General features: G+C 43.9%; 16 protein-coding genes. 12 read left to right on the top strand and 4 right to left on the bottom strand.

Going from position 1 to position 14,599, the window contains the following annotated elements:
* Positions 1–92: 92 nt before the first annotated feature.
* The 3 genes from rph to ACE01R_RS04815 form a co-directional block, all read right to left on the bottom strand.
* A complete protein-coding gene (gene rph, locus ACE01R_RS04825; protein ID WP_395548233.1) occupies positions 93–809 on the bottom strand; it encodes a ribonuclease PH in 717 nt (238 codons plus the stop codon).
* Between the two features lie 172 nt (positions 810–981).
* Positions 982–2,127: a fatty acid desaturase family protein gene (locus ACE01R_RS04820; RefSeq protein ID WP_395548232.1), complete on the bottom strand. Its 1,146-nt coding sequence runs from the start codon at positions 2,125–2,127 to the stop codon at positions 982–984.
* 82 nt (positions 2,128–2,209) lie between these two features.
* Positions 2,210–3,232 (bottom strand): ferredoxin reductase, encoded by a 1,023-nt coding sequence (locus ACE01R_RS04815; protein WP_395548231.1) that lies wholly within the window; start codon positions 3,230–3,232, stop codon positions 2,210–2,212.
* A gap of 173 nt (positions 3,233–3,405) precedes the next feature.
* Between ACE01R_RS04815 and ACE01R_RS04810 the strand changes: the two genes are divergently transcribed.
* Entirely contained in the window at positions 3,406–4,065 is a 660-nt protein-coding gene (locus ACE01R_RS04810; RefSeq protein ID WP_395548230.1) for a TetR family transcriptional regulator, read from the top strand.
* Between the two features lie 78 nt (positions 4,066–4,143).
* Here the strand turns inward: ACE01R_RS04810 and ACE01R_RS04805 are convergent, their stop codons facing one another.
* Positions 4,144–4,761 carry a thiol:disulfide interchange protein DsbA/DsbL gene (locus ACE01R_RS04805; RefSeq protein WP_291354232.1) on the bottom strand — a complete coding sequence of 206 codons (618 nt, stop codon included), beginning with the start codon at positions 4,759–4,761 and terminating at the stop codon, positions 4,144–4,146.
* Positions 4,762–4,942: 181 nt separating this feature from the next.
* Here ACE01R_RS04805 and ubiG point away from each other — a divergent pair, with 181 nt between their 5' ends.
* The 11 genes from ubiG to ssuC all read left to right on the top strand — a co-directional run bounded on the left by ubiG (position 4,943) and on the right by ssuC (position 14,593).
* Positions 4,943–5,656 carry a bifunctional 2-polyprenyl-6-hydroxyphenol methylase/3-demethylubiquinol 3-O-methyltransferase UbiG gene (gene ubiG / locus ACE01R_RS04800; RefSeq protein ID WP_395548227.1) on the top strand — a complete coding sequence of 238 codons (714 nt, stop codon included), beginning with the start codon at positions 4,943–4,945 and terminating at the stop codon, positions 5,654–5,656.
* On the top strand, positions 5,653–6,354 hold the full coding sequence (locus ACE01R_RS04795; RefSeq protein WP_395549469.1) for an HAD family hydrolase: 702 nt from the start codon (positions 5,653–5,655) through the stop codon (positions 6,352–6,354). The genes ubiG and ACE01R_RS04795 overlap by 4 nt, the downstream gene beginning before the upstream one ends.
* A gap of 31 nt (positions 6,355–6,385) precedes the next feature.
* On the top strand, positions 6,386–7,132 hold the full coding sequence (locus tag ACE01R_RS04790) for a YciK family oxidoreductase (RefSeq protein ID WP_395548225.1): 747 nt from the start codon (positions 6,386–6,388) through the stop codon (positions 7,130–7,132).
* Between the two features lie 204 nt (positions 7,133–7,336).
* Complete coding sequence (locus ACE01R_RS04785) at positions 7,337–7,492, top strand: hypothetical protein (RefSeq protein ID WP_395548223.1); 156 nt, start codon at positions 7,337–7,339, stop codon at positions 7,490–7,492.
* A 295-nt stretch (positions 7,493–7,787) separates the two neighbouring features.
* Entirely contained in the window at positions 7,788–8,183 is a 396-nt protein-coding gene (locus ACE01R_RS04780) for an RcnB family protein (protein WP_395548221.1), read from the top strand.
* 214 nt (positions 8,184–8,397) lie between these two features.
* Positions 8,398–8,784, top strand: coding sequence for an RcnB family protein (locus ACE01R_RS04775; protein ID WP_395548219.1), 387 nt, complete (start codon positions 8,398–8,400; stop codon positions 8,782–8,784).
* A gap of 134 nt (positions 8,785–8,918) precedes the next feature.
* The gene (gene argA / locus ACE01R_RS04770; protein ID WP_395548215.1) at positions 8,919–10,271 is read left to right on the top strand and encodes an amino-acid N-acetyltransferase; all 1,353 of its coding nucleotides are present in this window, start codon (positions 8,919–8,921) and stop codon (positions 10,269–10,271) included.
* A 329-nt stretch (positions 10,272–10,600) separates the two neighbouring features.
* The gene (locus ACE01R_RS04765) at positions 10,601–11,563 is read left to right on the top strand and encodes a sulfonate ABC transporter substrate-binding protein (protein ID WP_395548207.1); all 963 of its coding nucleotides are present in this window, start codon (positions 10,601–10,603) and stop codon (positions 11,561–11,563) included.
* A gap of 99 nt (positions 11,564–11,662) precedes the next feature.
* Complete coding sequence (locus tag ACE01R_RS04760) at positions 11,663–12,586, top strand: sulfonate ABC transporter substrate-binding protein (protein WP_395549467.1); 924 nt, start codon at positions 11,663–11,665, stop codon at positions 12,584–12,586.
* Between the two features lie 16 nt (positions 12,587–12,602).
* The gene (gene ssuD / locus ACE01R_RS04755) at positions 12,603–13,778 is read left to right on the top strand and encodes an FMNH2-dependent alkanesulfonate monooxygenase (RefSeq protein ID WP_395548180.1); all 1,176 of its coding nucleotides are present in this window, start codon (positions 12,603–12,605) and stop codon (positions 13,776–13,778) included.
* Positions 13,778–14,593 (top strand): aliphatic sulfonate ABC transporter permease SsuC, encoded by an 816-nt coding sequence (ssuC, locus tag ACE01R_RS04750; RefSeq protein ID WP_395548174.1) that lies wholly within the window; start codon positions 13,778–13,780, stop codon positions 14,591–14,593. The genes ssuD and ssuC overlap by 1 nt, the downstream gene beginning before the upstream one ends.
* Positions 14,594–14,599: the final 6 nt, after the last annotated feature.

The following is a 14,599-nucleotide window of genomic DNA, read 5'->3' as shown; positions in this document are numbered from 1 at the left end:
ATTGCAGCCTTTTTGTATCTGCTCTTGTGATCTGCTGCAAATAAAAAACGCACCTATCGGTGCGTTTTTTATTTCTGAGTTAATTAAACAACTTACCAGCCTAAAGCCTCTTGCTGTTTTTTAATGAGTTCTTTAATACCTTTTTCAGCTAATTCAAGCATCTCGTTACATTGTGCACGGGTAAATGGCTTGTCTTCAGCAGTACCCTGTAACTCGATAAATTCGCCTGCCTGAGTCATCACCACGTTTAAGTCGGTTTGGCAGTTTGAATCTTCTTCATAACAAAGATCCAATAACGCTTCGTCTTGATACATACCGACAGAAATCGCAGCCACCAAGCCTTTAAGTGGATCTTGCTTAATTTTCTTGTTTTCAAGCAACACATTCATGGCATCAATTAAAGCCACTGCTGCACCGGTAATGGATGCAGTACGCGTACCACCATCAGCCTGAATCACATCACAGTCGATGGTAATGGTATTTTCACCCAGTTTTTTCAAATCCACCATGGCGCGCAAGCTACGACCAATTAAACGCTGGATTTCCTGAGTACGACCACTTTGTTTACCACGTGCTGCTTCACGGTCACTACGGGTATGGGTTGAACGTGGCAACATGCCGTATTCTGCAGTCACCCAACCTTGTCCCTTACCTTTTAAAAAACGTGGCACGGAATTATCAATACTTGCAGTACAAAGAACTTTTGTATGACCAAATTCAATCAACACTGAGCCTTCCGCATAACGTGTATAGTTACGGGTAATTTTTACGTCACGTAATTGATCTAATGTACGTTGGTCGATACGCATAATGAGTCCTTGTTTCGGCTAAAATTCATTGCGGGCTAGTATAACAGAAGCAAGCTCTCAGGTTTTGCCGGGACATGATCCATTGACAAAAAACATCAAGCTTGGCTAGGTCTATTTAGCCTTTAATGTAATTCGCTGCCTCTTATGCAAATCTTAAGCTTGTTATGGAATCTTAAAAGCTCAATAACCCTTTTAATTTCTGTGCGGATTGTTCAAGGGTTGAGGTCCATGAATTTGGCAATGAACATTTAGCCACACGTACCCAGACACTCCCGAACTGTTTAAAGAAACTGGCTTCATTATAGTGAATGCCATATTCGGCACATAAGGCACGAATTTTCGGCGCAGCTTCAGCATAACGGTTCGCCGGCATGTCCGGGAATAAATGGTGTTCAATTTGATGGCTCAAATTACCACTTAAAATATGCAGCCATTCTGTTCCAGTAAAATTACTTGATCCGCGAATCTGACGTAAATACCATTCGGCACGGGTTTCATTTTCAGTATTGTCCGGTTCAAAGGTTTCGGCATCTTCTGTGAAATGTCCATTAAAAATCACGGCCGATGCCCAGAGGCTACGAATGACATTCGCTACTGCATTCCCAGCAAATACTGGCAGTGCATTCGGGCCTGCGATCAGGGGAAAAAAGACATAATCTTTGGCAATCTGACGGGTGGCTTTCTTGCGGAATTTTGCCGACTCTTTCCACACCTGTTTCCAGGTTTTGGTTTTATAGGCAATCGCATCTTCCAGATGTAAATTCTGTACGCCCACATACCATTCAAAAAACACCATAAGCTGAATAGTTAAAGGAATATTGAATAAAAAGCGTGGTTCCCATTTTTGCGCTTCACTGACCCGAATCAGGCCATAACCGACATCATGATCTTTACCGATAATATTGGTATAGGTGTGATGGATATAGTTATGCGTATGTTTCCAGTCATCGCCTGTCGCCATGGTGTCCCAGTCATAATTGGCGCCGTTTAACGTCGGATCATTCAGCCAGTCAAACTGACCATGCATCACGTTATGGCCCAGCTCCATATTTTCCACAATTTTGGAAATACCCAACAAGCCGGTTCCCAACAACCATACTGGTGGAATCCAGCCGCCAAACATCAACATGCCACGTGAGGCAATTTCGCTATAACGCACAAAATCACGAATTTTGTAAATATATTGCGCATCTTTCTCACCAATGCTGTCCATGATTTCGCGGCGAATGGCATCGACTTTTTCACCAAATTCGGCAATTTGTTCAGCAGTTAAATATTTGGATTTACTATTTTCTGGAAATTTCACTGACATATTCATTGTTTTTCTCCTGAGTGATCATCCAGCATGGCTTGTTTTAAAACGGGATCAATCACTGAAAGTTTTTTAAAAATTTTTATAGTTACAGGTTAATAGTGACCGGACTCACGGCCTGACTGATACACAACTTAATTTGGGTATTGCTGTCGTGGTCAATTTCACCGGTCAGCAAGTTTTTGGTTGAGCCGCTGACTTTGGTACAGGTACAGGTGTTGCAAATCCCCATACGGCAGCCATGGGCTGGCCTTAAGCCCGCCTGTTCGGCACTTTCAAGTAAATTGGTTTTTGCTTCAAATTCTTGTTGAGCACGTAAAAATACCACCGGTTGTACTGCAGCAGTTTCATCAACGACGACCTGGAAATATTCCTGTTTGAGCAGATCGGTAATCCTCAGCTGTTGATAAATCTGGTTCAGGCTTTGCATCATGCCCTTGGCACCACAAGCATAACTTTGACGTTGCTTGAAATCAGCTACAGTACTTTCAAGCAGTTCCACCGTTAAATGTTGCTTCTGGGTCAGGGTATTAAAATGATGATATTGAAACTGTGGATACTGCTCGGCCAATTGCTGCAATTCGCTATGAAAAGCCTCATCACGGCTAAAATAAATCAGGTCAATTTGACTGACTTTTTGACGGATTGCCTGTTGCAATAAAGAATAAATTGCAGTGATACCACTGCCTGAAGCTAACAACAGAATAGGTTGCTGAGATGAACTTAATGTGAAATCACCCTGAACTTGAGAGATTTCCACCACACTGCCCACTACCAAATGGGTTAAAGCATTAGAAACTTTGCCCTGACGTTTCACTGCAATCACCACATTGCCGTTTGTAGTGATTTTGACAATCGAATAACTGCGTTGCTCACGCACACCTGCAATCACCACAGTCACTAAAATACTTTGTCCGGCATGAAAAACGTCAGCACGAAAATTATGATTCGGCTGCAACTCAATCTGATAAAAGTCAGAACTCAGCATCTGTACATCGACAATGCTGGCTTTTACTTTTTTCCATGCCCAGACCGGATTTATTTTTTCAGCAATAAAATCGACGAAATCTTCTCGAATCCATTGCGGCTGATATTGCATCACATGACTCATATGACGTTCCTCTTTTATTGCTGGCTATTTATTTGAGTGAACAAGTGTTCTTATAGTGAACAGTTGTACACTATAAGGATTTTTTATTTCAGTCAACACCTGTTCACTGACATTCGTCGTTTATTTTGTTTTTTTTTGATAGACTTCATGCAGCATTTTTTTAGGGTCATCAAATGTCGATACGGGATGAGCGTAAACAACAGAGCCGCCAAGCACTTTTGGATGCAGCGCTGGCTTTAAGCACGTCTGGACGCTCTTTCAGCAGCATCAGTTTGCGCGAAATCGCACGCCATGTCGGTTTGGTTCCGACGGCGTTTTATCGTCATTTTCAGGACATGAATGAACTGGGACTGGAACTGGTCGACCAAGTGGCGCTGCATTTAAAAGGCATCTTGCATCAGCTGGGTCAGGCTTATATCTATCAGCCAAATACCAAAACCAAAATCAGTCTGGACCTGTTTTTTCAGGCAGTTGAACACCATCCTGAACCTTGGGTCTTTATGATTGCCGAGCGCTGGGGAGGCTCTGAAGTGATTCGTCATGCCATTGCACGGGAAATTAATTTTTTAATTGAAGACTTGGCCAATGACCTATGCAAAATGGAAACCGTACAGCACATCCGCAATGTGTCCGACTTGCAGATTATTTCGAATATTTTAATTAACCTATCCTTCACCTGGGCCATGACCTGGATGGATATCAACCGTGAATACCAAGCGCAACAGCGCCTAGAACAACAAAAACAATTTAAGCTGCAAACCATTACTCAGGTTCATTTAATTTTCCGCGGCATCTCCAACTGGGATACTTCCAAAGAAACAGCCAAGCCCTAATTCACGATTCAACGTTTATATCCGACATAAAAAAACCGCCATCACGGCGGTTTTTTTAGCGTCTAGGGAAGCGAGCTGTTATTTAGCTTTACGCTCTTTTTCTACCAGGTAGCTAATCACTTGAGTGACTTTAGCATCTTCACCCTGCACCACATATTTACCATTCACCACCACCGCTGGCACACCGCTCAGTTGATACTGCTGTGCCAATTGCTTGGCTTGTGCCACTTTTGAGGTAATCGCAAATGAATTAAACATGCTGTTGAATTTGGCTTCAGGTACGCCATATTTCACAAAGAATTTGGCTTGTGAGTTTTGATCAAAAATCTGCTGGCCATTGGCATGAATGGCATGGAATAAAGGCAAGTGAGTTTTCTTGCGTACCCCTAATGCTTCAGACACATAATAGCCACGTGCGCCCTGTTCCCATACCGGATTCATCGCAGCCGGGGTACGCACGAAGTTGACATCTTTAGGAATTTTTCTGAGCCAAGCCTGCATATGCGGCTCTAAGCGATAGCAGTGTGGACAGCCATACCAGAAGAATTCACGCACTTCAATTTTTCCCGGTACCTGAACTTTACCCGGGTTGGCAACCACGGTGTAGTCTTTACCTGCAACAAAATTTGCTGCCATGGTGCTGCCTGACAAGGCGAAAATAGCCGTCGCTACGCTACCTAAAAGAAATTTTTTCATTGACCTTATTGTCCTCTAAATCATTATGCTTAATTTATGCGATCACTATAAATCAATTATGCTGAATTCGTTTTCATTCTGTGAACTTTTTTACGGTATTTATCGCTTTTTTTAGAATTAACGCTACACTAAGCTTCTGTAACTTTTTTTAAATTATAACGACTTGATTGAGGTGATACCGATGTCGCAATTGAATGTTGATCCACAAGAAATTGCCAAATTTGAAGCATTCGCTGCCATATGGTGGGATCAGCATTCTGAGTTCCGCCCCTTGCATATGATCAATCCGCTGCGTTTAAACTGGATTGATGAACATGCGGGTGGTCTCAGCGGTAAAAAAGTGCTCGATGTCGGTTGCGGTGGCGGTATTTTGTCAGAAAGCATGGCACGTCGTGGGGCCAATGTTTTGGGAATCGACATGGGTGAAGCGCCGTTAAATGTGGCTCGAATTCATGCCGAACAGGAAGGCGTGCAGAACATTGAATATCGCCAGGTTCCAGTAGAACAGTTGGCCCAGGAACAGGCCGGACAATACGATGTGGTGACCTGTATGGAAATGCTGGAGCATGTTCCAAATCCGGCATCAATTATTCAGGCCTGCCAAACCCTGGTCAAACCGGGCGGTCATGTGTTCTTTTCGACCATTAACCGTAATCCAAAATCTTATCTGTTTGCCATTATTGGTGCGGAATATGTCCTGCGTATGCTCGCCAAAGGCACCCATGATTACAGCAAGTTTATTAAGCCTTCCGAGCTGGCACATGACATCCGTAGCGCCAATCTAAAACTCAAAGACATGACCGGTCTGCATTACAACCCGTTGACCAAACGTTATTGGCTGGCACCGAATGTTGATGTCAACTATATGGTTTATACGGTAAAAGAAGGTGCCTGATGAAAGCTGTACTGTTTGACCTGGATGGCACCTTAATTGACACCGCTGCCGACTTCATTCGCATTATTCAGGACATGTGCCGCGATAAACAATGTGAAATCGTAGCGGCGGATTTAATTCGTACCCAGGTCTCTGAAGGCGCACGGGCCATGGTAAAACTGGTCTATCCGGAACTGGAAGTCGACGATCCGGTTTTTCTTGCCCATCGCCAGCGCTTTTTGGACTTGTACGGGGAAAATATTGCCGTGGATACCGACCTGTTCGAAGGCATGTATCCATTGCTGGAACAACTGGAAAGTCAGGATATTCCTTGGGGGATTGTCACCAACAAGCCACGCTGGTTAAGCGAATCCTTGCTTAAGGCATTGAACCTGACCGATCGCTGTGCGGTTCTGGTTTGCCCGGAAGATGTCAGCAAAACCAAGCCTGATCCTGAACCCATGTATCTGGCAGCCAAGCACATTCAGCTTCAGCCTGAAGACTGTATCTATGTGGGTGACCATCCCCGTGACATTGATGCGGGCCGTAATGCCAATATGTATACCATCCTGGCAGGCTATGGTTATTTACCATTGCAACACAAAGATGACTTAACAGCATGGCAGGCTGATTGTATAGTGAAGACAGTTGCAGAATTACATCAAGTGGTAAATCAATTAGTCGGCGTAAAACAAGATCATAATTCACTCATTTCATAAAGACATAACAATATAAACGAGGAGATATGCAATGAAATATTCAGAATATCAACCTCGCCCCGATCTGTTAAAAGATCGCATTATCCTGATTACAGGTGCGGGCGATGGTATTGGTCGTGCTGCTGCAATAAGCTATGCCCTGCATGGTGCAACTGTAGTTCTGCATGGACGCACCCTGAACAAGCTTGAAGTCATTTATGATGAAATTGAAAGCCTGGGTGCACCACAACCGGCTATTCTGCCTTTGCAACTCTCCAGCGCCTCTCCTCGTGATTATGAGTTACTGGTCGATACTTTAACGCAACAGTTCGGTCGCCTGGATGGCATTTTGCATAATGCCGGAATTCTGGGGGAACGTACTGAACTCGCTCATTACCCGGTAGATGTCTGGGATGATGTCATGGCAGTCAATCTGCGTGCGCCTTTTATTTTGACCCAGGAACTGCTGCCCTTACTGACAAAGTCTGAACATGCTTCTGTGGTATTTGCCAGTTCCGGTGTCGGCCGTGAAGCGCGGGAACGTTGGGGAGCTTATTCAGTATCTAAAATTGCCATTGAAGCGGTGAACCAGATTTTTGCTAAAGAAAATGTCTATCCAAACGTACGTTTTAACTGCATTAATCCGGGTGCCACCCGTACCGCCATGCGTGCCAAAGCCTATCCTGAGGAAGACCCAAAAACCTTGGCGACCCCGGAAAGCATTATGCCGGCTTACCTGTATTTAATGGGTGATGATAGCCTGCACCTTAATGGTCAAAGCATTGATGCACAGGATTAATCTTGAAAATAAAAAAGGGAGCTATATTTACTCCCTTTTTTATGTCGGATTCAAACTTATTGAAAAACCTAAAACCATATTTTTAGCGCCCAAGCCTTAAATCGTATTTTTAAATAACTTTTAATAAAATATTCGTTTTTCCAAATAATAAGAATACGGCTATGCTGAACACCATTAAAAACATTCAGTATGAGGAAGCTCAATATGGCTGATCAAAAACGTAAGATTGAAACGATTCGTATCATCGAAAACTTACAGCTTTCGAATGTTCTGATTCATGGTCTTGAGGATGCTAAACAAGCAGAAACCATTGCTGAGGCGGTGACATCATTACAGCAGCTCTCTACGCAATGGAACTAAAATACCCCTATCCATGAACAGCCGGCATGGCTGTTTATTTTAAAAAAAAAGAAAATTTTTACTTCATAAAATAATTTACAGAAATTTGATACAAAATTCTCATCAGCAGAAAGTTTTCAAGTATTTTATAGGACTATAAAATTGCTAGAGATTTTTAAATGATGAGATATTTTTTAATAATATCCTTATTATCTCTGCATTTTTTAAGAAATGCGTGATTTATCTTCACAGTTTCTCTGCAATTTTTTTGTACATTAGCATTAATGAATTAATACTTTTTTTATGAGGGTTCAACATGAAAAAGATTTTGACAATTTTGGCAATTTCTTTCAGTGCTTTGATGGCAAACAGTATCACTACTGCTGCCCCTCATGAAAAACACGATAATCGTGGCTGGGATCAATCCGATCATCCAAAATTCAATAAAGGCCGCGATTTTCGTGAAGATGATGACGACATGCAGGACAAACGCCGGATGCGTGAAGAACGCGGATTCAAGCGTTTACAACAGCATAAATGGCAACCGGGCTATGTGATGCCACAGCATTATCGTGGCAATGGTTACAAGGTCGATTATAAAAGCCATGACCTACCCAAACCGTCGCGTAACCAGCAATGGTACAAAATCAACAATGACTATATTTTAGTGGATACAGATAGCAATAATATTGTACGTATTCAAGGTTTCTAAACTCGATTTTAATTCTCCACGCCCAAACTTCGGTTTGGGCTTTTTTATTTTCAACCCCACCCCTTTAACCCTATGACTTTCAGCGCTTTTACAATCTTCTTTTTTTCTCCATCAATTTCACAATTCAACTAAGATTCCAACATTGTTTATCTCTACTTTTCTTCTAATTTTGAATCATCGAAAACATCTTCCTAAATGATCCAGGGTGAAAGTAATGAAAAAAGTTCTGACTACAATTGCGCTTTCTTTATCTGCATTGATGGCAACTTCAGCGATGGCAGCACCGGACCATCGTTATGATGATCATCAACGCTACAATCATGCAACATCACAACAGGACCACCGTTGGGATCACAATAGCCGTTATGACAATAACCGCTATAACCAGAACCGTTATGACAATAAAAGAGTAAACCCAAGCCGTGACTGGCGTGCAGGACAAAACTTCCCGCGCGTATTTAGCTCATCCAGCTATAAAGTCAGCGACCGTGAAGCACGCCGCTTACCGAATACCAACCGTTATCAACAGTGGTATAAAATCAACGGCGACTATGTCTTGGTAAATGAACGTACCGACCGTATTGTGCGCATCATCAACTAAAATCGGCGTAAGTTTCCTCTTCCCTAAAAAAAAACACCTGAATTCGATTCAGGTGTTTTTTTATTTTTTAGCTTCCCCCCAGTCATTTTTTGATTAGAATCAAAGCAGGAAATTTTTTTAATTTTGAGATAGGTATGCAAACGAATTCATCTGAAACATCACAAAGCACAAATCTGCAATATGTGCATTGGTTTCGACATTCTGCGCCCTATATCAATGCCCACCGCAACAAGACCTTTGTCATTATGTTTGATGGTGAAGCGGTACAACATGAAAATTTCCAGCATATTATTCATGACATTGCCCTGCTACATTCTTTAGGTATTCGTCTGATTCTGGTTCATGGCGCGCGTTCGCAAATTAACCAGAACCTAAAAGCCAGCGGTATTCAAACGCCTTTCCATAATCATCGCCGGATTACCACGCGTGAATCGTTAAGTGCTGTGATGAATGCAGTAGGGTCTATCCGTTTGCAAATTGAAGCTCTGCTCTCTATGGGGTTGGTCAATTCGCCAATGTACGGCGCACGTATTGATGTAATCTCGGGCAATTTTGTCACCGCAAAACCCTATGGCATTCGTGACGGGATTGATTTCCAGCTCACTGGTGAAGTGCGTACAGTCGATACCGATGCCATTCAAAGACATCTGAAAAACCACAATATTGTGTTGCTTGGCCCAACCGGTTATTCCAATACCGGTGAGGTGTTTAACCTGGTGGCAGAAGAAGTGGCCACCAATACCGCCATTCGGCTCAAAGCTGACAAGCTGATTTTCTTGGGTAAACAGCAAGGTCTGGTCAATGAATTCGGGCAATTGCAACGTGAAATTCGACCGCATCAGCTCGATCAGCAGATCTTGCAATATCAGGATTCCAATCCCGATATTGCCTTGCAATTACGTGGGGCAAAAAATGCCTCACTGCAAGGAGTACATCGTGTCCATCTGATTTCTTATACTTATGATGGAGCCTTGCTGGAAGAACTATTCACCCGTGATGGTGCAGGTACCATGATGACCGATGCGCATTATGAAGATGTACGTACGGCTACGATTCAGGATGTCGGCGGCTTGATGAATCTGCTTCGTCCACTGGAAGCGGAAGGCATTCTAGTCTATCGCTCACGTGAACGATTAGAAAGTGAAATTGAACAGTTTTCCGTGATTGAACGGGATGGCATGATTCTGGCCTGCGCCGCGCTGTATCCCATCCCCACCTCAGCCAATGAAATTCCATCGGCGGAAATTGCCTGTGTGGCGGTCGATCCAACCTATCGCAAGTCCAATCGCGGTAGCGAGATTTTGCATTACCTGGAAGACAAAGCCAAAAGCCTGGGCATTCAGCAACTGTTTGTACTGACCACACGTACCGCGCACTGGTTTGTCGAACATGGTTTTGAACCCGCCAGTGTGGATGACCTACCCAATGCACGTCAGGCCCTGTATAACTATCAACGTAATTCTCTGGTCTTTAAAAAGTCACTTTAAAGTGGCTTTTTTTATGCCGCTTATATCTTTATTTTTTATATCTTTATGATAAACCCATCGAAATTTATCATGATTTGTTTATGGCATTTTTGCATATCCTTATCCACGCTTAAGATTTAGAATTTAAGTTACTTAATATCAATAATTTAATTAAATAAAACTGGATATTGAGTTGTCCTGATAAATCATATTTCTGCATAAGGTTTTCTTTATTTTATTTATCTTTTTTCCTCATTAGAAATTTATCTTTTCTTATTTTTTTCGAAAAAGAAAAGGCTTTAGCGTATGTGTTCAATATTCAACACTTCCTTATTGCGGAGCACACATACATGAGCGCCATTCAAGCAAAATTCTGGGCGAAATCACTGGTCCTTTCTTCAGTAGTTGCTGGCGCAATGATGATGTCAGGTTGCGGAAAAAAAGAAGCGGAAACGGTCACATTAAATATCGGCTTCCAAAAATATGGCTTGTTACCGATTATTAAAGAACGCGGCATTTTAGAAACAGCATTGAAAGAGCAAGGCGTCAATGTGAAATGGGTAGAATTCCCAGCCGGTCCTCAACTGCTTGAAGGCTTAAATGTCGGCAGTGTTGTATTAGGTGAAGCAGGTGAAGCACCGCCTATTTTTGCTCAGGCAGCCAATTCGAATCTGGTTTATATCGCCAACCAGCCGGAAGCGCCTAAAGCAGAAGCGTTAATTGTGCAAAAAGATTCAGTCATTCACAGCATCCAGGATTTAAAAGGTAAACGTGTTGCCCTGAATAAAGGCTCGAATGTTCATTATCTACTGTTAAAAGTGTTACAAGCCAACAAGCTCACCCTAAATGACATTCAGGTGGTGTATTTACCGCCTTCGGACGCACGTGCCGCATTTGAACGTGGTGCAGTCGATGCCTGGGTCATTTGGGACCCGTTCTTTGCGGCTGCAGAAAAACAGATTGGTGCCCGTGTCATTGCCACAGGTGAAAATCTGGTGAGTAACCATCAGTTCTATCTGGCTGACCGCAAATTTGCCGAGCAGCATCCGGAAGTGCTGAAAGCTGTAGTGAATGAATTAAATACCACCACACAGTGGGTATCCCAGCATCAGGACGAAGCCGCCAAGCTGCTGGAAAAACCGACAGGACTATCTAACGAGATTCTGAAAACTTCCATTTCCCGCATGGGCTTTGGGGTACAACCGATTTCTGCCGATGTGGTGCAAAAGCAGCAATATGTTGCCGATGCTTTTTATAACCAGAAACTGATTCCAAACAAACTCAATATTCAAGCCGCGATTTTAGCGAAGTAAATCATAGAACAACTTTTAGGGGATTTAACAATGACTCAACATCAGCCACACAACAAAGCAATCACATGGTTCAAAACCTCCAGTCATGGCATAAATGCCATGTTCGTTGCTTGCGCGATGTTGGGCTCAAGTGCCGCTTGGGCGGTCGATCCTTCGGTAAAACAGCTACGCGTGGGCTATCAAAAAGCTTCAGTCAATCTGGTGATTGCACAGCAACAAAAGCTATTGGAAAAAGAATTTCCAAACGCCAAAATCAGCTGGAATGAATTTCCTGGCGGTCCTCAAATTTTAGAAGCGCTGGCGGTCGGTTCGATTGATATCGGTGCCACAGGGGATACTCCTCCTGTTTACGCTCAGGCCGGCAATAAACCCCTACATTATTTTGCCTATGAAACAGCAAAACCTTTGGCTTCTGCCATTTTGGTACCAGGCAACTCCAAAATTACCCAGCTGAGCCAGTTGAAGGGTAAACGTGTTGGCGTGCACCGTGGTTCAAGCTCGCATTATTTATTGGTACAGGCGGTACGCAAAGCCGGTTTGCAATGGACTGACATTCAACCGATCTGGTTAAGCCCGGCTGATGCCCGTGCAGCTTTCCAAAAAGGTGCCATTGATGCCTGGGCCATTTGGGATCCGTATTATGCTGCGGCTCAAGTGGAAGATAAAGCCAAAGTATTGTCTTCAGGTAAAGGCCTAAGTCCAAATTACACCTTCTATCTGGCTTCAAATGATTTAGTGAAAAATCATCCTCAGGCACTCAAAGGCATTATCAAGCAGGTCAACGTTGCAGACAAATGGGTGCAAAGTCACAAGGCTGCTACTGCAAACCTCTTTGCGAAAAGCACCGGTCTGAAACTGGTGGTTAGCCAAACGTTTATCCAACGTCGTCCGAACCCGTCTGGCGCTGCTCTGCTTAACAAGAAAGTGATTGCCGATCAGCAAGAACTCGCCAACCGTTTTAGCGAACTCAAGATCATTCCAAAATCTATCAATATTCAGCAAGCCGTTTGGGCAGGCAAATAATCTAAGGATCAAAGCAATGAAAATTTTCTGGTTTATTCCTACGCATGGTGACAGTCGTTATTTGGGTACGAGCAAAGGTGCTCGTCAGGTCGATCATGCTTATATGAAACAGATTGCGGTTGCGGTAGACAACCTGGGTTATGAAGGCATCCTCATTCCTACTGGCCGTTCTTGTGAAGATCCGTGGATTACAGCAGCCAGCCTGATTGATGCCACCAAAAATTTAAAATTCCTTGTGGCATTACGTCCAGGCGTGACCACGCCGGCACTAGCTGCACGTATGGCTGCAACTTTTGACCGTTTGTCTGGCGGTCGTGTTCTGCTTAACCTGGTGACCGGTGGTGATGAGCAAGAGCTGAAAGGTGACGGCGTTTATGAAGATCATGCGACACGCTACAAAACTGCAGCAGAATACACCACCATCTGGCGTGAAATTTTACAACGCTCACATAGCGGTGAAAGCTTCACTTTCCACGGCGAACATTTAAGTGTCGATGAGGCAAAACTGCTTTATCCACCAGTACAACAACCTTACCCACCACTTTGGTTTGGCGGTTCTTCCGATGCAGCCGTCGAATTGGCCACCGATCAGGTCGACACTTACCTGACTTGGGGCGAGCCACCCGCAGCAGTAAAAGAAAAAATTGAAAATGTCAGAGCCAAAGCCGCAGCTAAAGGTCGTCGTTTAAATTACGGTATCCGTTTACATGTGATTGTGCGTGAAACTAATGAACAGGCATGGGCTGCTGCTGAAGAGCTGATCCAGTATGTCGATGATGCCACCATTGCCGCTGCACAACAAAAATTCAAACAGATGGATTCAGTCGGTCAACGTCGTATGGCAGAACTGCACAACGGTGACCGTACTAAACTTGAAGTATCTCCAAACCTTTGGGCAGGTGTAGGCTTAGTCCGCGGTGGTGCAGGTACGGCACTGGTGGGTGACCCAGAAGCGGTTGCTGCACGTATTCAAGAATATGCCGATTTAGGTATTGATACCTTTATTTTCTCGGGCTATCCGCATCTGGAAGAATCGATTCGTTTTGCCGAACTGGTGTTCCCTTTACTGCCTTTGGAAACCCGTAAAAAACTGGCTCAACCGAACTTAACCGGTCCTTTTGGTGAAATCGTAGCCAACAACTATGTTGCTGATGAGGCTAAAAAGGAAGTGAAACATCAGGAGCCGGCTTAATGAGCAAAACCATTTCTGCTGAAAGCTTGGCGAAACCCAAGGTTTCACGTGGAACACAATTTGGGCAGCGTTTGCTGCCCTGGTTAGTTCCCATTGCCCTGATCCTGATTTGGCAAATTGCATCCAGTACCGGGCTGTTGGAAAGTCGTATTTTACCTGCACCGACGGCGGTCGTGGCTGCATTTTGGCACCTGCTCATCAGTGGTGAACTTTGGCAACACGTCAAAGTCAGTGCCGGTCGTGCCCTGCTTGGTTTATTGGTGGGTGGTGGCTTAGGCTTATTACTCGGCCTGCTCAATGGTTCTTCTAAGACAGCCTCGACCCTGCTGGATACTACTTTACAGATGATCCGTAATATTCCGGCTTTAGCCTTAATTCCTTTAGTGATTTTATGGTTCGGGATTGATGAATCAGCCAAGCTGTTTTTGGTCGCTGTCGGGGTGTTCTTCCCGCTCTATATCAATACCTATCACGGCATTCGTTCAGTCGATCCGCAGCTGATCGAGATGGGTAAAAGTTACGGCCTAACCCGCTGGCAGTTATACAAAGAAATTATTTTGCCGGGCGCAATGCCGTCTATTCTGGTCGGTTTACGCTTTGCCCTGGGTCTGGTGTGGGTGCTGCTGATTGTGGCCGAAACCATTTCGGCACAATCCGGCATTGGTTATATGACCATGAATGCACGTGAGTTTTTACAGACGGACGTGGTCTTGGTAGGGATTTTACTTTATGCCCTGCTTGGAAAACTGGCTGATGTATTGGCAGTCGGTTTAGAAAAATACCTGCTTCGTTGGCATGCAGGCTATCAAAAATAAGGAATA

This window comes from Acinetobacter sp. BSP-28 (assembly GCF_044130285.1).
GTDB lineage: Bacteria > Pseudomonadota > Gammaproteobacteria > Pseudomonadales > Moraxellaceae > Acinetobacter.
Note: the sequence above shows the minus strand (reverse complement) of the source record. Positions and strands in the feature narration are given on the sequence as shown.